Source organism: Brevundimonas olei, from assembly GCF_037055245.1.
GTDB lineage: Bacteria > Pseudomonadota > Alphaproteobacteria > Caulobacterales > Caulobacteraceae > Brevundimonas > Brevundimonas olei.
The window spans coordinates 753,849-772,076 of sequence record NZ_CP146369.1; the positions used below are offsets into that span (position 1 = coordinate 753,849).

Genomic DNA, 18,228 nt, shown 5'->3' on the forward strand with positions numbered 1-18,228 from the left:
GATGTTGGAGGCGCAGGTATGAAAACGACGCGCCCTTCAGCTTGCAGCCGCCATAGGCCCTCGGGACAAGCCCGAGGGTGACGGGGGAAGAGGGTTGATTTCCGCTGGCGCGCGGCGCGGCGGCTGCTAGCGTGGCCGGTATGAAATCGGCGCGCTCCTTTCTGACCTCTCTCAGCACCCTGGTGCTGCTGTCGCTTGTGCTGGGTCTGCTGGCCGGGGCGGCGGCGCAGAAGTGGGGCCTGCCGGGCGGCCATGTCACGGCGGACTTCATTCAGGCGCTGGGCCAGCTGTGGCTGAATGCGCTGAGGATGACGATTATCCCGCTAGTGTTCAGCCTGCTGGTGACGGGCATCGCCTCCATCGCCGATGCGGCGCGGACCGGGCGTCTGGCGCTGAAGGCGGTGGCCTGGTTCGGGGGGCTGATCGTCTTTGCGACCGTCTACGCCGTCGCGGCGGCCTATGGGTTGCACGCCGTCTGGCCGATCGATCCCGAAGGCGCGCGCCTGCTGCTGGCGATCAAGCCGGAGGGCGCCGAGGGTCTGGGCGCGGGCGCGCCGTTCAGCGAGTTCGTCAAGACCATCGCCCCGTCCAACCCGATCCGCGCGGCGGCCGAGGACGCCATCCTGGGCATGGTGGTGTTCGCCGTCTTCTTCGGCTTTGCGGCCTCGGGGCTGCCCGAGCGGCTGCGTGTTCCCCTGATCACCTTCTTCGAGGCGGTGGGCGAGACGATGATCGTCATCGTCCGCTGGGTGCTGAGCGTCGCGCCGCTGGGCGTCTTCGCCCTGTCGGTCGGGGTGGGACTGACGGCGGGGGCCAGCGCGGCGGGGGTGCTGTTGCACTATGTGGCGCTGATCTCGCTCGCCTGCATCGGCATCGGCCTGATCTTCTATCCGCTGGCCGTCATCTTCGGGCGGGTGAGCCTGGGCCGGTTCGCGCGGGCGGCGGCGCCGGCGCAGGTGGTGGCCTTCTCGACCCAGTCGTCGCTGGCCAGCCTGCCGGTCATGGTCGAGCGGGCGGTCGACGAACTGGGCGTCAGGCGGGCGACGGCGGGCCTGGTCCTGCCGCTGGCGGTGGCGGTGTTCCGCATCACCAGCCCGGTCGCCAATCTGGGGGTGGCCATCTACTGCGCCCATCTGTTCGGACTGGAGCCCTCGGCGGGCCAACTGTTCGCCGCCATGCTGACGGCGGTGCTGATCTCGATCGGCACGGTGGGGTTGCCGGGGCAGGCCAGCTTCTTCGCCTCCATCGCCCCGATCTGCATCGCCATGGGCGTGCCGCTGGAGCTGCTGCCGCTGCTGCTGGCGGTCGAGGTCGTGCCCGACATCTTCCGCACCCTGGGCAACGTCACCGCCGACCTGGCCGTGGTGCGCATCGTTGAGGGCGCAGAGGCGACGGACAACCGCCCTTAGTCCTCCATCGCTTCGAACATGGCCTCGGCCTCGTCGAAGTCGTCGTAGTCGAGCCGCTCGGGCGGCCGCAGGATGACAAAGCGGCTGAGGACGGGCGCGTCCGGCTCGGGGCGACGGTCCCATTGCCAGAAGCTGCGGTCGATCCGGCTTTGCAGCAGGGTCCAGTCGCCGTCGTCGGCCGGCGGGCGTGGCGTGTGGAAGGTCATGCGCATCAGCTCCCCTGCTGGCGGAAGCAGGAAAGCCTGCGCAGGCGCGGGTGTCAAAGCAGGTGCGTTGTTCCTTCTCCCCTTGCGGGAGAAGGTGGACGGCGAAGCCGGACGGATGAGGGGTCTGTTTGACGTGCGGCCGAGGCTGAGGTCTCGCAACCCCTCATCCGACCTCACTCCGTTCGGCCACCTTCTCCCACAGGGGGAGAAGGGCGGTTAATCGCCCTTCGTGCCTGACGTATGCGCCGGGCCGCGGAAGACGGCGTTGAGGAACAGCGGCTTCAGCCCTTCCAGGAAGGCGCGCATGGTGACGTCCTGGGTGAAGGCGACGACCTGGCCGCGGCCGACCTCGGAGGCCATGGCGACGGGCTTGTAGGCCAGCTGGCGGCGGTTCTCGGCCCACAGCTGGCCGGACGCCAGCACCTGGTCCGGTCCGGCCAGGCGCACGACGTTGGTTCCCTGGTCGCGGGCCAGCGGCGCATAGATGTCCGAGCCGCGCACCATGACGCTGAGGGTCGGGGCGACGCCTGCGCCCAGCCAGTGTTCGTTGTCGACCACGGCGCTGGCGAGGACGCCCGCGACCGGATCGGGCGCGCCGCCGTGATGGCCGGTCAGGGCCAGGTATTCGGCGTCGGTGGCGATCTCGCTGCCGCCGTCCTTCTTGTCCTTGTCGCCGTCGCCGGAGACGGCGCTCTCGCGGCGGCTCTCCAGCAGCTTGGAATCGGGGTCGGTCAGCAGGCGGCTGGCCGAGCCGACGCCGATCAGGACGCCGCCCGCCTGGACCCAGGCGCGCAGGTTGGCGACGCCGCTCTCGCCCAGGATCTGCTCATAGTTTCCGCCCGAGGGCAGGATCAGCACCTGGTAGCGGGACAGGTCGGCGTTCGCCAGGCGGCGGGTGCGCACGGCCGTGACCGGCCAGCCGTATTCGCGCTCCAGCACATGGCGGATGGAGCCGGCGGATTCCGGCTCGGTTGGGTCGTCCCAGGCCATGGCGACGCGCGGGGCGGCGATGGCGGTCGCCTTGTCCGAGCCGATGCTGGGGCCGCTGGAGACCCAGGAGGTAGCGAGCGGCGTCACCTGGGCGCCGCTGCCGGCGGCCAGACGGCGGACGTGTTCGTCCAGGTCGTCGGGCGAACCGGCGCGCGTCACGATGAAGGTTCCGCCCGGATAGGCGCGGCCGTCCAGGGTGAAGGGCTCCTCGACCGAGCGGACCGGCAACTTGTCGGTCAGGGCGGCGGTCAGGAAGCGCATCCCCGCCGTGCCCGGATGGATGGCGTAGCCGTAGGCCGCGTCGCCGGACGCCACGGCGGCGGGGCGGATCAGTTCGGGGCCGACGGCGGCCGTCTGGACCGACGGAGCGCCGGTGCAGCGCTGGCTCGGCACGTTGAACAGAAGCGGCAGGGACCAGCCGGTCAGGTCGTAGATCTCATCGCCCAGGCCGCGCGCGCGGCGAGCTTCCTGTTCGGCCAGGAATTTGGGGTCCAGCGGTACGTCCCTGGCCAGCAGGGTCTCGGCCATGCGGCGCTGGGGCTGGGACAGGTTCACGATGTAATCGCCCGCCTGATAGTTCTGGCCGCAGGCGGAGAAGGCGACGGCGGCGCGCCCGACCTCCAGCCCCGAACGCACCAGCAGGCCCGCCAGCTTGTCGGCGGCGGCCGGGTCGGCGGCGGCGGAGCGCGACAGGACATAGGCGCCGCGTCCGCCCGAAATCCCGTCGCGGTGGAAGGCGTAGAAGTCGCTGAGCAGCTTCTCGCGGTCGCGGGCGGCGGTCTCGATGGTCGACAGGGTGGCGGTCAGGTGGCCCTTGACCGTGTCGGCGTAGGTCAGCATCTCGCCTGACGAGCGGCGCGCCAGCAGACCGCGCGACGAGCCCTGCTCATAGGTCATGGAGACGGCGCCGAAATAGGCGGGCCAGCCGTCGCCGTAGCCGGGATAGAAGGCGTCGAAGGTCTCGCGCGTGAAATAGTCCAGCCCGGCCTGGTCGAAACGCCCGGCGGTGTTGCGGCCGAAGCGCTCGCGCGCGTCCAGGATCGGCGGATAGATCCAGGGGTTCAGCGGCTGGGCCTCGGGCGGGAAGAAGAAGCTCGAGTCCGTGCCCATCTCGTGGGAATCGACCACCACCTGCGGGCGCCATTCGCGGATGAGGGCCGAGTGGCCCTGCGTCTCCGGCTGGGACTGGATGAACCAGTCGCGATTCAGGTCGAACAGATTGTGGTTGTAGCGGCCGGACGGCCACGGCTCGGCCCGCTCGGCCGACAGGGGGTCGCCGTTGGGCTGGGCGCCCAGACCGGCCTCGAAGCTGTTGATGAAGCGTTCGCGCCCGTCGGGGTTCTGGGTCGGGACGAAGACGACCACGACGTTCTCCAGCCAGCCCTGCGCCTCGGCGTCGAGGCCGTCGGTCAGGCGGCGCGCGGCGATCAGGGCGGCGTCGGCGGGGCTGATCTCATTGCCGTGGACGGAATAGGCCATCCAGACGATGGCCGGGGTGTCGTTGATCAGGGCGCGGGCCTGCTCGGGGCTGGTCTTGCGCGGGTCGGCCAGGGCGTTGGTCGCGGCTTTGATGGCGTCCAGCCGGGCGATGTTGCGCGGCGAGCCGACGGCGGCCCAGAACAGGGGGCGGCCCTCCCACGTCTGGGCGTAGTCGCCCATGACCATGCGGTCGGGATTGGCGGTCCGCAGGGCTTCGAAATAGCGGCGCACATCGGCCGAGCGGGTGATGCGCTCGCCGCTGTCGTGGCCGACGACGGCCTGAAGCTCGGGCGGGTTCTGCTGAGCCAGGGCGGGCGCGGCGCCCAGGGCCAGGCTGAGCGCCAGCACGGAACAGGCGGCGCGGCGACGAGACGACATAAGAAAACTCCCCCTACAGATCGATGACCTTAACCGTGGAGCCGAGGCGAAGGAAGCGGCGCCGCGCCGTCATTTCTTCCGCTTTGCGCGCCGTATTTCGACAGGGATTAGGCGGTTCGCCGTCCGGGATAGCGAAGGTCGTTGACAGCCTCATACAGTATGTCGCATACACTGTGTGCCACACACTATGTGGCGGCAGGTGAGGCGGCGCCGTGGATCGGGAACTGTTCGAGACGATGCGGCTGGAGCTGCGGCGCGGGACGCTGGTCCTGGCGGTGCTCGCCTGCCTGCGGACCGAACGCTACGGCTACACCCTGCGTCAGGCGCTGGCGGCGGACGGGCTGGAGATGGAGGAATCCACCCTCTACCCCCTGCTGCGGCGGCTGGAGGGGCAGGGGCTGCTGACCAGCGAATGGCGCGAGGAGGAGAAGCGCAAGAAGCGCTTCTACGTCCTGTCGCCGGGGGGCGAGGCCATGCTGGCCGCCCTGACCGAGGAATGGCGCGGCATCAACGCCTCGCTGGAACGAATTCTCTAAAAGGGACGGGAGAGGGCGCGATGGACATCATCGAACGCTATCTGGAGGCCGTGGCGGCGCAGCTGCCGACCGAGGACCGCGAGGACATCGTCGCCGAGCTGCGCGACCTGATCCTGAGCCGCGTCGAGGCGCGCGAGGAGGAGCTGGGCCGGGCGCTGAGCGACGAGGAGAAGGAGGCGATCCTGCACGAGATCGGCCACCCGCTGATCGTCGCCGCCCGCTACCGCAAGGGGCCGGACAGCCTGATCGGGCCGGAGCTGTTTCCCTATTGGCTGTTCGGGGCCAAGGCTGGGCTGATCGTCATTGCGGCGGTGCAGGCGCTGGGGCTGCTGATCAGCGTGCTGGGCGCGCCGGCCGATTTCGGGCGGGCGATCAGCCAGGCCTTCCACGGCTTCTTCTCCGGAGGGCTGACCCTGCTGGGGGCGCTGACGCTGGCCGGGGCGATCATGGAGCATTACGACATCAAGCCGAAGTGGCTGACGAGGTGGCGGGTGCGCGACCTGTCGGCCTTCGGCCTGGCCGATCCGGCCAAGTGGGGGGCGTCCCTGTCGGGATCCGAGAAGGCCAAGGCTGAATGGCTGCCGAAGGGCGCGCGCGTCTGGGGCGTGACGGCGAACGACAAGCCGGGGCTGGAGGCGCTGGCCTCCCTGATCGTCGGCGGCGTCTTCGTGATGTGGTGGATCGGCGTGATCCGCTTTCCGGGCCTGGGCGAGTTCTCCTTGAGAAGCGGCGCGGTGGGGATCGAGGCGGCGCCGGTGTGGGCGGCCGTCTACGGCCCCATCCTGGCCTTGGCCGTCGGCGGCATGGCGGTGGACGCGGTCAGCCTGATCCGAGGACGCGAGGGGCGGCTGACCTGGCTGCTGAAGATCCCGCTGGCGGGCGCGGCGCTCTGGGTGCTGTGGCGGCTGGTTGATGCGGGCTGGTGGCTCACCCTGACCCAGGGCGCGGCGAGCGCTCGCGTCGAGGGCGGGACGACGAACATCAGCCTGGACGCCTTGCGCGCGGTGAACGATGCGGGCCGCGATCTGAATGGGACGGCCCTGACCCTGGGTACGGTGCTGACCTGGGTGTTCGCGGTGATGGCGATCAGCTTCGTCGTCAATATCGCGACCTATGTCTGGCGGCTCGCGACGACGCGCGAGGGGTGATTTTCCAGGCCGCGGTGCCGTCATGTCCGAAAACCGCGAGACACGGCGGAGCGGCGGGCGCATGTTGCAGGCATGGAAAACGCCCGCGACATGCTGGATCAGGAGGCCTGTTACCGGGCCGTCCTGACGCGCGACCCGCGCTTCGACGGGCGCTTCTTCACCTGTGTGAAGTCTACCGGGATCTATTGCCGCCCGGTCTGCCCGGCGCGGACGCCCAAGCGCGAGAACATGCGCTTCGTCATCAGCGCGGCGGCGGCCGAGGAGGCGGGCTTTCGGGCTTGCCTGCGCTGTCGGCCCGAGACGGCGCCCGACATGGGCGCGTGGCGCGGCACCTCCAACACCGTCAGTCGGGCGCTGAACCTGATCGAGGCGGGGGCGCTCGATGAGGGCGACGTCGACGCCCTGGCCGCGCGGCTGGGGGTGGGCGAGCGGCACCTGCGCCGCCTGTTCCGCCAGCACCTGGGCGCAGCCCCGGTCAGCGTGGCCCAGACGCGCCGCGTCCTTCTGGCCAAGGCCCTGATCCACCAGACCGACCTGCCGATGGCCGAGGTGGCCATGGCCTCCGGATTCGGCAGCGTGCGCCGCTTCAATGAGACGTTTCAGGCCCTTTATGGACGGCCGCCGTCGGCGCTGCGGGCGCGGGCCGAGCGGCCGTGGGACGCCAGGTCGAATGAAGGGGTGCGGCTGAACCTGCCCTATCGCCCGCCCTATGAGGTCGAGGCCATGCTGGCCGCCCTGAAGGCGGGCGGAGAGACGGTTGAAAGAGGCGTCTGGCGCCGCGTCCTGACCCCGGCGACGGACGGGGCGACGGGCGAGGTTTCGGCCCGGTTCGAGGCGGGCGACCGGCTGGCGGTGACGGCGGCGCTGGACGATCTGAAGGTCTTGCCGGGGGTGCTGGCGCGGGTGCGGCGGCTGTTCGACCTGTCGGCGGACCCCGAGGCGATCCGGCGCGACCTGGCGGCTGACCCTGTGCTGGCGCCGCTGGTCGAGGCGCGGTCGGGGCTGCGCCTGCCGGGCGTCTGGAGCGATGAGGCGGCCGACATGGCCAGCGACCGGCTGGAAGACGAGCGGCTGGCGGGGCGGGCCGAGCGGTGGCGGCCCTGGCGGGCCTATGGCGTGCTGCACCTGCGCGAGGCGGGGATCGACGGCATGACGATCATGGAGAACGACGATGAAAAAGACGCAGCCTGAAGCCTTCACCCTGGACCGCATCGCCACGCCGGTGGGCGAGGTGCTGCTGGTCACCGATGCGGACGGCGCCGTGCGCGCCTTCGACTTCGCCGACTATGAGGCCCGGATGATGAAGCTGCTGGCCCGTCACTACGGCGAGGCGCGGCTGACGCCGGGGCGGGCGCCGCAGGCGGTGCGGAACGCCGTCGCTGCCTATTTCGACGGCGATCTGACGGCGCTGGACGGGCTCGCGGTGAAGACCGGCGGCACGGACTTCCAGCGCGCGGTCTGGGCGGCGCTGCGGACCATTCCGGCGGGACGGACCTGGAGCTACGGCCAACTGGCCCAGGCCATCGGCAAGCCCGCCGCCGTGCGGGCCGTGGGGCTGGCCAACGGCGCCAATCCGATCGGCGTCATCGTGCCCTGCCACCGGGTCGTCGGGGCCAATGGAACCCTGACCGGCTATGCGGGCGGGCTGGAGCGCAAGCGCTGGCTGCTGGCGCACGAAGCGTCGCAGGACAGCCCCGATGATGGAACGGGACAGGGGGCGTTTGCGCTGGACTGACAGCGCCCTCCCTTTCGGCGCTCATTTCTGGAGTCTGATGATGAACCTGCCCAACGGGGCCCTGGTCGCCGTCGCCGACGGCGAGAAGCTGAGCCTGTTCCGCAACACCGGCCACAACCTCGACATCCAGCTCAAGCCGATGGCGACGCCCGAGATCCCCGAACGCCTGTCCGGCGCGCCGGGCCGCCGCTCCAGCGACGCCAACCCCGACAACGACACCCAGGCCGAGGACGGCTTCGCCATGGGCGTGGCCGAGGCGCTGAACCACATGGCCCTGACCAACAAGATCGAGGCCCTGGCCGTCGTCGCCGCGCCCAAGACCCTGGGCCAGCTGCGCAAGCATTGGCACAAGACGCTGGAGGAGCGTCTGGTCGGCGAGATTCCCAAGGCCCTGGCCGGCCGGCCGGCCGAAGAGATCGCCGAGGCGATCAGCCGGGCGTAGCCGTTCAGGCCGCGCCGTCCAGAAACAGGCGGCAGGCCGGGTTGTCGGTCTCGTCTGCGTAGGGGTAGCCCAGTTCGTCCAGCGCCTTCGTCAGGGCCGCCGCCTGGTCCGGCGGGACGCTGACCCCCGCCAGCACCCGGCCCGCGTCGTCGCCGTGGTTGCGGTAGTGGAACAGGGTCAGGGCCCAGGCGGGCTGCAGGCTGTTGAGGAAGCGCAGGAAGGCGCCCGGCCGCTCGGGGAATTCGAAGCGCAGCAGACGCTCGTGCGGCAGGCCGATGGTGCGTCCGCCGACCATGTGGCGCACATGCAGCTTGGCGGTCTCATTGTCGCTCATGTCCACGACGGAATAGCCGCCGGCGGTCAGGTGTCTGAGCAGGCTTTCGCGCTCGGCGGCGCCGTCGCGCAGGGCTACGCCGACGAAGATCTGGGCCGTGCCGTCGCCGGACCAGCGGTAGTTGAATTCCGTGATCGAACGGCCGTCCAGGCTCTGCAGGAAGCGGTGGTAGTCCTCGCGCCGGTCGGGCATGGAGACGGCGAACAGGGCCTCGGCGCCCTCGCCGATCTCGGCCCGCTCGGCGACGTGGCGCAGGCGGTCGAAATTGACGTTGGCGCCCGAGTTGATCGCCACCAGCGTCCCCGATCCGGGGTTGCGCGCGGCCCAGGCCTTGAGCCCGGCCAGGGCGACGGCGCCCGACGGCTCGGCCACGGCGCGCACGTCGTCGAAGATGTCCTTCACGGCGGCGCAGATGGCGTCGGTGTCGACCAGCACGATCTCGTCCAGCAGATCGCGGCACAGGCGGAAGGTCTCGTCGCCTGCGCGGCGCACGGCCACCCCGTCGGCGAACAGGCCGACCTGATCCAGATCGACGACGCGCCCGGCCTCGATGGCGCTCTTCATCGTCGGCGCCTCGGCCGGCTCGACGCCGATGAGGCGCGTTTCGGGCCGCAGGAAGCGGACGATGGCCGCCACGCCCGCCGCCAGCCCGCCGCCGCCGATGGGGATGAAGACGGCGTCGATCGGATCGGGGTGCTGGCGCAGGATCTCCAGCCCGACCGTGCCCTGGCCGGCGATGACGTCGGGGTCGTCGAAAGGGTGGACGAAGGCGGCGCCGGTCTGCGTCTCCAGCGCGCGGGCGTGGGCGTAGGCGTCGTCGAAGCTTTCGCCGTGCAGCACGACCTGGCCGCCCAGACCCTGGACCGCCGCCACCTTGATGCCGGGCGTGGTGGTCGGCATGACGATGGTCGCCGCCGCGCCGCGTTTGGCCGCCGCCAGCGCCACCCCTTGCGCGTGATTGCCCGCCGAGGCGCAGATGACGCCGCGCGCCAGTTCGGCCTCGCTCAGGGCCGCGATCCGGTTGTAGGCGCCGCGGATCTTGAACGAGAAGACCGGCTGCAGATCCTCGCGCTTCAGCAGGGCCGGGCGGGCGATGCGGGCCGACAGCCGCTTCAGCGGATCGAGCGGAGTCTCCTCGGCCACGTCATAGACGCGGGCGGTCAGGATGCGGCGGACGGTGTCTTGCACGATGATCTCGGTCAGGCGGCGCAGGGGAGGATGAAGCGTGTCCCGGTCTAGGCGATGCCGCGGCGCATGAGAATGAAAATTGCGCGCCTGTCCTTCTCCCCTTGCGGGAGAAGGTGGCGACCGAAGGTCGTCGGATGAGGGGTTTCGCAACCTTGAGCACTGGGCTTTAGCTTAATGGAAGGCGCAAAGAGACCCCTCATCCGTCTCGCTGCGCGAGCCACCTTCTCCCGCAAGGGGAGAAGGATGCGCGTCGTTGATTTCCCTTGCGCCGGGTGCGGAAGAGCCTACATTGTTTCTGCTTATGCTAAGTTTGAGCATAAGTCGGGGCCGCGCAGACGGCCGATAGGGAGTAGGGACGATGGCGGACGGCGCTTTCGGTCTGTCGAAGGAACTGGCGGAAGAAACCGCCCCGGTGTGGGAGAAGGTCAAGGACCACGTCACCCCGCTGGAATGGCCCGAACAGGCCCGGCTGATCAGCGAGATCAACCGGCTGAAACGCGAGCGCGACGCGGTCATCCTGGCCCACAACTATATGACGCCCGAGATCTTTCACGGCGTGGGCGACTATGTCGGCGACAGCCTGGGGCTGGCCAAGGAGGCCGCCAAGTCCAAGGCCAGGGTGATCGTTCAGGCGGGCGTTCACTTCATGGCCGAGACGTCCAAGATCCTGTCGCCGGACAAGACGGTGCTGATCCCCGACCTGCGCGCGGGATGCTCGCTGGCGTCCTCGATCACGGGGGCGGACGTGCGGCTGATCAAGGAGCGGCATCCGGGCCTGCCGGTCGTCACCTATGTGAACACCACGGCCGATGTGAAGGCCGAGACGGACATCTGCTGCACCAGCGCCAACGCCGTTCAGGTCGTCGAATGGGCGGCGAAGGAATGGGGCGTCGACAAGGTCATCCTGATCCCCGACGAATATCTGGCGCGCAACGTGGCGGCCCAGACGACGGTGGGCATCATCGCCTGGGCGGGCCACTGCGAGGTGCACAAGCGCTTCACCACGCAGGACATCGCCGACATGCGCGACGCCTGGCCGGACGCCGAGGTTCTGGCCCACCCCGAATGCCCTGAAGAGATTTTGCGCGCCGCCGACTTCGCCGGTTCGACCGCCGCCATGACCGAATATGTCGAGCAGCGTCGGCCCAAGCGGGTGGTGCTGATCACCGAATGCTCGATGGCCTCGAACATCAAGGGCGACGTGCCCGAGGTGGAGTTCGTCGGCCCGTGCAACCTGTGCCCGCACATGAAGCGCATTACGCTGGAGAACATCCGCGACTGCCTGCTGCACATGCAGTTCGAGGTGACGGTGCCGGACGAGATGCTGGAGAAGGCGGCTCTGGCGGTGCAGCGGATGATCGACCTGCCGCCGCCGTCGAAGCCGGCGCGCTATGACCTGGTCAAGGCGCGGCATCATGTCGATGTGGAGCTGATCTGATGGCCCTGTCCGCAATCCTTCTCCCCTCGGGGGAGAAGGTGGGGCGCGCAGCGCCTCGGATGAGGGGGCGGTCGGATACGGGCGAGACGGCGAGGGTGTGGCTGGCGTCCCCCTCATCCGTCCGGCTCCGCCGTCCACCTTCTCCCCCGAGGGGAGAAGGATGAGCGTCGAGGGGCCTTGGGGGTCTCGCGACGGGTCGAAGTCTGCGCCTGAGCGCGAGGCGACCCGCTACAGCGCGCGCCATGAAGCACCGCAGGAGGACAAGGGGCAGCACCCGGTCTGGGCGGTGGTCTCGACCCTGCTGATGGCGGGTTTCCTGTGGTTCCTGACCGGCAGCTGGGTCGTGGCGGGGGCGGTGCTGTTCGGCCTGTTCGTGCACGAGTACGGCCATGTGCTGGCGATGAACCGGGTCGGCATGGGGCCGGCGCGCATCTACATCATCCCCTTCCTGGGCGGGCTGGCGAAGGGCCAGCGCGAGCCGAAGAGCGAGTGGCACGGGGTGCTGGTGTCGCTGGCGGGACCAGCGTTCGGCCTGCTGGCCATGATCCCCTTCGTGGCCGTGGGCCTGGCGCTGAAGGCGCCGGAGTGGCTGATGGGCGCCTTCTTCATCGCCATGATCAATCTGCTGAACCTGCTGCCTGCGCCGCCGCTGGACGGCTCCAAGGCGCTGGGGCCGGTGCTGACGCGGGTGCATCCGCGGCTGGAGCAGGTCGCCCTGCTGGTCGTCGGCGGTCTGGCCGTGTGGTGGGGACTGTCGACGGGGCGGCTGATCCTCGCCGTCTTTCTGGGCCTGGCGGTGTTCGGCCATCTGAAGCGCGGCGTCTGGCGCGCGGCGTGGGGGCGGCTGAGCTGGCCCGAGGCGGGGCGCAGCCTGGCCCTCTACCTGCTGACGGCCGTGGTCTGCGCGGCGGCGGCGATCGCCGCCCTGCTGCCGCTGACGGGCGGAGCGGTCGAGCCGGCCTTCGAGATGGGGCTGCGGTTCTTCGGCGTGGGGGCCCGTTAGGGCGATGGCGCGCATCCGACATGACGGGCCTCTGATCATCGGCGGCGGGCTGGCGGGCCTGTCGGCGGCGCTGGAGGCGGCCGAGGCGCTGGGGTCGGACGGCAAGGTGCTGGTGGTCACGCCCGAGCCCTTGCTGAACGCCTGCTCTTCGGCGTGGGCGCAAGGCGGGATGGCGGCGGCCCTGTCACCGCAGGACAGCGCGGCCCTGCACGCCAAGGATACCGAAGGCGCGGGCGCCGGTCTGGTCGAGGCCGAGGCGGCGCGCGCCCTGACGACGCGGGGGCGTGAGACGGTCGAGTGGCTGGCCGGGCTGGGCGCGCCCTTCGACCGCGATAACGACGGCGGCTTTTCCGTCAGTCTGGAGGCGGCGCACAGTCTGCCGCGCGTGGCGCGGGTGGGCGGCGACGGCGCGGGCCGGGCCATATTGTCGGCCGTGGTCGCCGCCGCGCGGGCCACGAAGGCCATTGAGATCTGGGAAGACGGCCGGCTGCGCGGCCTGATCCGCGACGTGGACGGTCGGGTGTGCGGCGCGGTGATCGAACGCCGAGGCGGCCGCTTGGACGAAGTGTTCGCCCCCGCCGTGGTGCTGGCCACCGGGGGGATCGGCGGCCTGTTCGAGGCGACGACCAATCCATCGGCCCTGCGCGGCGAGGGGCTGGCGCTGGCCTGGCAGGCCGGGGCCGAGGTGCTGGACCCCGAGTTCGTGCAGTTCCATCCGACGGCCATCGATGTGGGACTGGACCCGGCGCCGCTGGCGACCGAGGCCCTGCGCGGCGAGGGGGCGCGGCTGGTCGATGGCGGCGGCGCCTTCCTGCTGGGCGATCATCCTGACGCCGATCTGGCGCCGCGGGACATCGTGGCGCGGGCGGTGCACGCGGCGCGGGTCGAGGGGCGCGGCGCCTTTCTCGATGCGACGAAGGCGGTGGGCGAGGCCTTTCCGCATGAGTTTCCGGCCGTCTTCGCCGCCTGCATGAGGGCGGGGCTGGACCCGCGCGTCAGTCCCATTCCGGTGGCGGCGGCGGCCCACTATCACATGGGCGGCATCGTCGCCGACGACGAGGGGCGTACGACCGTCCCCGGCCTGTTCGCCATCGGCGAGTGCGCGGCGACGGGGGTGCATGGGGCCAACCGGCTGGCGTCCAACTCCCTGCTGGAGGCGGGCGCCTTCGGGCGGCGCGCGGGCCGGGCGGCGGCGGCCGAGGTCCAGCTTGAGCGGCGGCCGCTGGCGGCGGCGCGGGCGATGACGGATCTGCCGCCCGAGGCGCTGGCGACCTTGCGCGCGGCCATGACGCGCCATGCGGGCGTGGTGCGGGACGAGGCGGGGCTGACGGCGCTGCTGGCCCTGATCGACGACCTGGCGAAGGCGCATCCGACGGCGGCGTGCCTGACGGCGGCGCGGCTGGTCGCCGAGGGGGCGCTGAACCGGCGCGAGAGCCGGGGCGGCCACTATCGCCGCGACTTCCCCGACAGCCTGCCGACGGCCGAGCACACCCGGATGCGCGCAGCGACGGCGCCTGCACGCGACGAAGAGGCCGAGGCGGCGACGCTCGCCGCCCTGGCGGCCGTGATCTGAATGATGAAGGACGTTTCCGTGACCCGAACCCTGCCGGACCTGCTGATCGAGCCCGTGGTGCGCATGGCGCTGGCCGAGGATCTGGGGCGTACGGGCGATGTGACGGCGCAGGCCTGCATCCCCGAGGACGCCCGCTTCAGCGCCGTCTTCTGCGCGCGTCAGGCCGGGGTGATGGCAGGCGGTGCGGTGGTGCGGATCGCGGTCCACGCGCTGGACCCCCAGGCGACGGTGACGGTGAAGGTCGCCGACGGCGAGGCGTTCGAGGCCGGAGCCGTGCTGATCGCGGTCGAGGCCAACGCCCGCGCCCTGCTGTCGGCCGAGCGGACGGCGCTGAACCTGCTGGGCCGGATGTGCGGGATCGCGACCCTGACGCGGACCTATGTGCAGGCGGTCGAGGGGACGAAGGCGCGCATCGCCGACACCCGCAAGACCACGCCGGGGCTACGGGCGCTGGAGAAGCACGCGGTCGCCTGCGGCGGGGGGCTGAACCATCGCTTTGGGCTGGATGACGCCATCCTGATCAAGGACAACCACGTCGCCGTCTGCGGCGGGGCGGGCGAGGCGGTGCGCCGCGCCAGGGCCTTCGCCCCCCACCTGATGAAGGTCGAGGTCGAAGTCGACGGCCTGGATCAACTGGACGAGGTGCTGCCCGAGCGGCCGGACGTCGTCATGCTGGACAACTTCAGCCTGGACGACATGACCGAGGCGGTGCGGCGGGTGCGGGACAGCGCCTTCGGATCGGTGGTGCTGGAGGCGTCGGGCGGGGTGAACCTGACCACGGTCGCAGGCATCGCCGCGACGGGCGTGGACGTCATCTCCGTGGGCGCCCTGACCCATTCGGTCATGCAACTGGATATCGGCCTGGACGCCGGCTGAGCGGACGCGGACCGGGGTTTTTCGGGGAACGGGCCCGGCAGGGGGCCGTTTTCAGAAGGCGGGAGGGCGCGACCTCGAAGGAGAGACGCCATGACCAGGGCCCCACAGCCGCCCAGGGAGCAACGCAGTTTCGCCGACCGCGGCGCCCAGCTGATGGATGAGGCGGCCGCCGTGGATCGGCGCGACCGGGCGGACGGCGTGCAGTCCGGCCAGTCGGGCGATGCGGACGTCAACCTGAGCCAGCAGGGGCGTTACGGCAATCTGCAGCAGAATCTGACGACCCACCGCAAGACGCATCCCTAGACCAGGATCGATCAGGCTTCGGCGTTGATCGTGACGGTCGCGGCGGCGGGCTTGGGCGAGGCCGGAGGCGTCGCTACCGGGGCGGGCGCAGCGGCGGCGCGCGGCGCGGCGGCCGGACGCTCTTCCGTCTTGCCCGACGCCAGGGCTTCGCGCGCCAGGACGGCGGTGTAGGCCACGGCGCCCGAGGCGTTGCGGGCGGCCTCGACCGGATCGAGGCTGGCCTGGACCAGACGCGGGGCGTTCTCGGCCGGACCCGACGGGCGCGGGTTGTAGGCGAAGGCCTGGCTGGCGCCCGAGCGGCCGCCGAAGCGGTAGAACAGGTGATCGCCGACCTGGTTCACCCGCACCAGATTGTTGCGCCACGACGGCGAAACGGCGGTGGTGTGGAAGTGGGTGGCGTTGCCGACGGCGGCGAACACCTGGCCGGACAGGGCCTTGGCCGCCACGTCGCGGGCGCGGTTCCAGGCGGCGCGGTTGACGGCGCCGCGCATAGCGCCGTTGCAGGTGAAGCTGAACTGGCAGCCCGAACCGCGGTTGGCGCCCTGATAGACGACGCTGCAGACGGTCTTGGGGAAGGCGGGGTGGCGGGCGCGGTTCAGCACCACCTGGGCCACGGCCTTCATGCCGTCGCGGCCTTCGCCGCGGGCTTCATAATAAACGGCCTGGGTCAGGCAATCGAGGTCGCGCGACTGGTCCAGGGCGCCGTCGAGGCGGAAGGGGCGAGCGGCGGAAACCCTGGTCGCGCCGGGGCCTTGCAGGCTGGCGCGGCGCAGGCCGTCCTGGCCCTGAAGCTGCTCCAGGCGGGCGGTCAGCAGTTCGGCCTGGCGGTCGCGCTGGGCCGAGCCGGCGACGGAATAGGGGTCATGGCGATGGGCGATGGTCAGGGCGCTGGCGTCCAGGCCGCCGGCCGCTTCGGCCAGGGCTTCCTGGGTGTAGCCGCCGGCGCCGGCGCCCTGCAGGCGCTCGGCCTGGGCGCGCACGGTCGAGGCCTGGGCGGCCAGGCCGCCCAGATAGGCCCCTCCGACAGCGAGGCCGACGACGCCGCCGAACGCCGCCGCTGCCGTCGTGGGGCGCAGGCGGAATGAGCGGGCGGCGTGCATCAGCGCACGCGTCTGCGAGGAGAGAGACAAAGGCGTAGTCCTGTACAACAGGGCGAGGATGCCGCCCCCGTAGATCCCGAACCCAGGCGACAAGGACGCGTCGCGCTTAAGCGGGTCGGGCGAACGCCGACTGAACGCCGACCCTCGAAGGCGGGCCTTTATCCATCCGATCATGGCCTCAATGTGACTGATTCGCTAGAATTGTAATTTCTTCAGCATAAGAAAAACGCCTATCAGTCATTATTCCGCGTCGTTTTAATCGTGACGAAATTGCGCCTTAGACATTCTTGCGAAGACTGTATTGGTATGTTGATCGAAGATTGGGCGTGGAGCGGTCGGGAGATGAATAAGCTATTGGCCGGGGGTCGACATCTTGGTTGTCAGAGTCACGCCATAGATGGGAACCTGCGGTCGATTCTCGCGTTCCAAGCTGAGCTATTTCAAGGAGTTGCCCCATGACCCGCACCGCTTCCCGCCTGGCCGTACTGGCGCTGGCCGGCGCCGGAGCCCTGGCCCTGTCGGCCTGCGGCCACAGCATTGAACAGAAGGCGGCCACCGGCGCCGTCGCCGGGGCCGTGGTGGCCGGTCCGGTCGGGGCTGCCGTCGGGGGCGCCGCAGGCGCGGCGGTCGGCCACGCCCAAAAGCCTCACTGATTCCAGCCGCACTGAAGGCTGACGCGGCCGCCTAGCGCGGCTGCATTGTGCGTCCGGGCGGCCTCTCCGCCCCCTAAATCCAATGAAATTGGGCCGTGGAGCTTGATTTCGGCGCGAAATTCGGCTTTGGCCTCCCGCCGGGCCGAGCGCGTCGAGATGCGCCTCCCGGCCCGATCCAAGGCCGTCGCCTCGGCGATCGGCCCCTTTCGCCGTCTCCATTCCCTATCAAGGACACCCGCCTCTCAGCATGCGCGACCTCAAGAACACCGGCTTCAACGACCGCCTGTCCGCCCAGAAAGACGCCAAACAAGCCCTCCTGGCCCGGTTCAAGCCGAAGCCGACGGTTCAGGATCCCGAGTTCGAGAAACTGGCCGAAAAGCGCGCCGCCGAGAAGGAGGCCGTCCGCCAGCAGCACGAACTGGCCAAGGCCGAAGTGCGCCGCGAGAAGGCCGAGAAGGAAGCCGCCCGCCTGGCCGCCGAAATGGCCGCCCAGGAAGAGGTGGACGCCGCCAAGCGCGCCGCCCGCAAGGAGCGCAAGCAACTGACCAAGGAAGAGCAGAAGGCCGCGCGCGACGCCCGCTACGCCGCCCGCAAGGCGCGCCAGCGTTAAAGGGCTGCGCCCTTCTCCCCCTGCGGGAGAAGGTGGCGGCCGCAGGCCGACGGATGAGGGGGCTCTCCGAAGTCTGACGAGGGGCGAAGCCAGCCTCGAGCAACCCCTCATCCGACCTCACCCGGACTGAATCCGGGATCGGCCGCCTTCTCCCGCAGGGGGAGGAGGGTTTGCGTTGCAACATCCCTGCGGCTTCGACGTTACAGGGGCGAAGATTCCTGCGGCGGGGCGCCGCCGACCCCTTGGATCGCGGGCCGGACGACCTAACTGCAAGGCTGATCTTCACACCGCACTGCAAACGGGAGCCGTCATGAACGCCATCGACACCGGTCTTAAGCCCAAGGAGCGCGCCGACGTCGCGCGCGAACTGTCCAAGGCCCTGGCCGACAGCTACGCCCTCTATCTGAAGACGCACGGCTACCACTGGAACGTGCGCGGGCCGGAGTTCTTCAGCCTGCACAACCTGCTGGAAGAGCAGTATCGCGAGATCTGGGCCGCCCTGGACGAAATCGCCGAGCGCATCCGCGCCCTGGGCGAACTGGCGCCGCAGAGCGCCTCGGCCTTCGCCAACCTGACCTCGATCAAGGACGGCGATCCCGAGAAGGATTCCTCCGAGATGCTCAAGGAGCTGATCAAGGACCACGGCGTGGTCATCGCCACCGCCCGCGCGGCCCTGGACGCCGCCGACGAGGTCGGCGACGAGGCGTCGGTCGACCTGATGACCGTGCGTCTGGCGGCGCACGAAAAGGCCGCCTGGATGCTGCGTTCCAGCCTGGGCGAGCGTTAAGCGGGAAGAGGACCGCCGTTTCGCCTCACGGAACGGTAAT

General features: G+C 70.3%; 18 protein-coding genes. 14 read left to right on the forward strand and 4 right to left on the reverse strand.

The annotated features are described in order from the left end of the window. Nucleotides 1–140 precede the first annotated feature (140 nt). Complete coding sequence (locus V8J38_RS03655) at nucleotides 141–1,409, forward strand: dicarboxylate/amino acid:cation symporter (RefSeq protein WP_338578586.1); 1,269 nt, start codon at nucleotides 141–143, stop codon at nucleotides 1,407–1,409. Here V8J38_RS03655 and V8J38_RS03660 read toward each other — a convergent pair. Both V8J38_RS03660 and V8J38_RS03665 read right to left on the reverse strand, forming a co-directional pair. After that, nucleotides 1,406–1,621, reverse strand: a complete 216-nt coding sequence (locus V8J38_RS03660) for a hypothetical protein (protein ID WP_338577944.1) — start codon at nucleotides 1,619–1,621, stop codon at nucleotides 1,406–1,408. The genes V8J38_RS03655 and V8J38_RS03660 overlap by 4 nt on opposite strands. Nucleotides 1,622–1,831: 210 nt before the next feature. Then, complete coding sequence (locus tag V8J38_RS03665; RefSeq protein WP_338577945.1) at nucleotides 1,832–4,462, reverse strand: M14 family metallopeptidase; 2,631 nt, start codon at nucleotides 4,460–4,462, stop codon at nucleotides 1,832–1,834. 212 nt (nucleotides 4,463–4,674) lie between these two features. Here V8J38_RS03665 and V8J38_RS03670 point away from each other — a divergent pair, with 212 nt between their 5' ends. The 5 genes from V8J38_RS03670 (at nucleotide 4,675) to V8J38_RS03690 (ending at nucleotide 8,323) form a co-directional block, all read left to right on the forward strand. After that, nucleotides 4,675–4,998, forward strand: coding sequence for a PadR family transcriptional regulator (locus V8J38_RS03670; RefSeq protein ID WP_003166092.1), 324 nt, complete (start codon nucleotides 4,675–4,677; stop codon nucleotides 4,996–4,998). Between the two features lie 20 nt (nucleotides 4,999–5,018). After that, on the forward strand, nucleotides 5,019–6,146 hold the full coding sequence (locus tag V8J38_RS03675) for a hypothetical protein (protein WP_338577946.1): 1,128 nt from the start codon (nucleotides 5,019–5,021) through the stop codon (nucleotides 6,144–6,146). Nucleotides 6,147–6,218: 72 nt separating this feature from the next. After that, nucleotides 6,219–7,337: a bifunctional transcriptional activator/DNA repair enzyme AdaA gene (locus tag V8J38_RS03680; protein WP_338577947.1), complete on the forward strand. Its 1,119-nt coding sequence runs from the start codon at nucleotides 6,219–6,221 to the stop codon at nucleotides 7,335–7,337. After that, entirely contained in the window at nucleotides 7,318–7,881 is a 564-nt protein-coding gene (locus tag V8J38_RS03685) for a methylated-DNA--[protein]-cysteine S-methyltransferase (RefSeq protein ID WP_338577949.1), read from the forward strand. Before V8J38_RS03680 ends, V8J38_RS03685 begins: the two co-directional genes overlap by 20 nt. Nucleotides 7,882–7,918: 37 nt before the next feature. Continuing rightward, on the forward strand, nucleotides 7,919–8,323 hold the full coding sequence (locus tag V8J38_RS03690) for a host attachment family protein (RefSeq protein ID WP_338577950.1): 405 nt from the start codon (nucleotides 7,919–7,921) through the stop codon (nucleotides 8,321–8,323). Between the two features lie 4 nt (nucleotides 8,324–8,327). Here the strand turns inward: V8J38_RS03690 and ilvA are convergent, their stop codons facing one another. Then, complete coding sequence (ilvA, locus tag V8J38_RS03695; RefSeq protein WP_338578587.1) at nucleotides 8,328–9,848, reverse strand: threonine ammonia-lyase, biosynthetic; 1,521 nt, start codon at nucleotides 9,846–9,848, stop codon at nucleotides 8,328–8,330. A gap of 355 nt (nucleotides 9,849–10,203) precedes the next feature. Between ilvA and nadA the strand changes: the two genes are divergently transcribed. The 5 genes from nadA to V8J38_RS03720 all read left to right on the forward strand — a co-directional run bounded on the left by nadA (nucleotide 10,204) and on the right by V8J38_RS03720 (nucleotide 15,038). Next, on the forward strand, nucleotides 10,204–11,283 hold the full coding sequence (gene nadA, locus V8J38_RS03700; protein ID WP_312218903.1) for a quinolinate synthase NadA: 1,080 nt from the start codon (nucleotides 10,204–10,206) through the stop codon (nucleotides 11,281–11,283). Between the two features lie 160 nt (nucleotides 11,284–11,443). Further along, the gene (locus tag V8J38_RS03705) at nucleotides 11,444–12,286 is read left to right on the forward strand and encodes a metalloprotease (RefSeq protein WP_338577951.1); all 843 of its coding nucleotides are present in this window, start codon (nucleotides 11,444–11,446) and stop codon (nucleotides 12,284–12,286) included. Between the two features lie 4 nt (nucleotides 12,287–12,290). After that, on the forward strand, nucleotides 12,291–13,859 hold the full coding sequence (locus V8J38_RS03710) for an L-aspartate oxidase (protein WP_338577952.1): 1,569 nt from the start codon (nucleotides 12,291–12,293) through the stop codon (nucleotides 13,857–13,859). Continuing rightward, on the forward strand, nucleotides 13,860–14,735 hold the full coding sequence (nadC, locus tag V8J38_RS03715; protein ID WP_338577953.1) for a carboxylating nicotinate-nucleotide diphosphorylase: 876 nt from the start codon (nucleotides 13,860–13,862) through the stop codon (nucleotides 14,733–14,735). A gap of 90 nt (nucleotides 14,736–14,825) precedes the next feature. Then, a complete protein-coding gene (locus tag V8J38_RS03720) occupies nucleotides 14,826–15,038 on the forward strand; it encodes a hypothetical protein (RefSeq protein ID WP_338577954.1) in 213 nt (70 codons plus the stop codon). A gap of 11 nt (nucleotides 15,039–15,049) precedes the next feature. Here the strand turns inward: V8J38_RS03720 and V8J38_RS03725 are convergent, their stop codons facing one another. Continuing rightward, nucleotides 15,050–16,168: a cell wall hydrolase gene (locus V8J38_RS03725; protein WP_291779292.1), complete on the reverse strand. Its 1,119-nt coding sequence runs from the start codon at nucleotides 16,166–16,168 to the stop codon at nucleotides 15,050–15,052. Between the two features lie 425 nt (nucleotides 16,169–16,593). On the opposite strand from V8J38_RS03725, the gene V8J38_RS03730 reads away from it, so the two are divergent. The 3 genes from V8J38_RS03730 to V8J38_RS03740 all read left to right on the forward strand — a co-directional run bounded on the left by V8J38_RS03730 (nucleotide 16,594) and on the right by V8J38_RS03740 (nucleotide 18,188). Beyond that, on the forward strand, nucleotides 16,594–16,791 hold the full coding sequence (locus tag V8J38_RS03730) for a hypothetical protein (RefSeq protein WP_338577956.1): 198 nt from the start codon (nucleotides 16,594–16,596) through the stop codon (nucleotides 16,789–16,791). A gap of 247 nt (nucleotides 16,792–17,038) precedes the next feature. After that, complete coding sequence (locus tag V8J38_RS03735) at nucleotides 17,039–17,401, forward strand: DUF6481 family protein (protein WP_291779298.1); 363 nt, start codon at nucleotides 17,039–17,041, stop codon at nucleotides 17,399–17,401. Nucleotides 17,402–17,711: 310 nt separating this feature from the next. Next, on the forward strand, nucleotides 17,712–18,188 hold the full coding sequence (locus V8J38_RS03740; RefSeq protein WP_291779301.1) for a Dps family protein: 477 nt from the start codon (nucleotides 17,712–17,714) through the stop codon (nucleotides 18,186–18,188). The last annotated feature ends 40 nt before the right edge of the window (nucleotides 18,189–18,228 follow it).

What these genes read in the sequence shown, in the direction of transcription:
- V8J38_RS03655 (WP_338578586.1), top strand. Translation starts at nt 141, where the DNA reads ATGAAATCGGCGCGCTCCTTTCTGACCTCTCTCAGCACCCTGGTGCTG.
- V8J38_RS03660 (WP_338577944.1), bottom strand. Translation starts at nt 1,621, where the DNA reads ATGCGCATGACCTTCCACACGCCACGCCCGCCGGCCGACGACGGCGAC.
- V8J38_RS03665 (WP_338577945.1), bottom strand. Translation starts at nt 4,462, where the DNA reads ATGTCGTCTCGTCGCCGCGCCGCCTGTTCCGTGCTGGCGCTCAGCCTG.
- V8J38_RS03675 (WP_338577946.1), top strand. Translation starts at nt 5,019, where the DNA reads ATGGACATCATCGAACGCTATCTGGAGGCCGTGGCGGCGCAGCTGCCG.
- V8J38_RS03680 (WP_338577947.1), top strand. Translation starts at nt 6,219, where the DNA reads ATGGAAAACGCCCGCGACATGCTGGATCAGGAGGCCTGTTACCGGGCC.
- V8J38_RS03685 (WP_338577949.1), top strand. Translation starts at nt 7,318, where the DNA reads ATGAAAAAGACGCAGCCTGAAGCCTTCACCCTGGACCGCATCGCCACG.
- V8J38_RS03690 (WP_338577950.1), top strand. Translation starts at nt 7,919, where the DNA reads ATGATGAACCTGCCCAACGGGGCCCTGGTCGCCGTCGCCGACGGCGAG.
- nadA (WP_312218903.1), top strand. Translation starts at nt 10,204, where the DNA reads ATGGCGGACGGCGCTTTCGGTCTGTCGAAGGAACTGGCGGAAGAAACC.
- V8J38_RS03705 (WP_338577951.1), top strand. Translation starts at nt 11,444, where the DNA reads ATGAGCGTCGAGGGGCCTTGGGGGTCTCGCGACGGGTCGAAGTCTGCG.
- V8J38_RS03710 (WP_338577952.1), top strand. Translation starts at nt 12,291, where the DNA reads ATGGCGCGCATCCGACATGACGGGCCTCTGATCATCGGCGGCGGGCTG.
- nadC (WP_338577953.1), top strand. Translation starts at nt 13,860, where the DNA reads ATGATGAAGGACGTTTCCGTGACCCGAACCCTGCCGGACCTGCTGATC.
- V8J38_RS03720 (WP_338577954.1), top strand. Translation starts at nt 14,826, where the DNA reads ATGACCAGGGCCCCACAGCCGCCCAGGGAGCAACGCAGTTTCGCCGAC.
- V8J38_RS03730 (WP_338577956.1), top strand. Translation starts at nt 16,594, where the DNA reads ATGACCCGCACCGCTTCCCGCCTGGCCGTACTGGCGCTGGCCGGCGCC.
- V8J38_RS03735 (WP_291779298.1), top strand. Translation starts at nt 17,039, where the DNA reads ATGCGCGACCTCAAGAACACCGGCTTCAACGACCGCCTGTCCGCCCAG.
- V8J38_RS03740 (WP_291779301.1), top strand. Translation starts at nt 17,712, where the DNA reads ATGAACGCCATCGACACCGGTCTTAAGCCCAAGGAGCGCGCCGACGTC.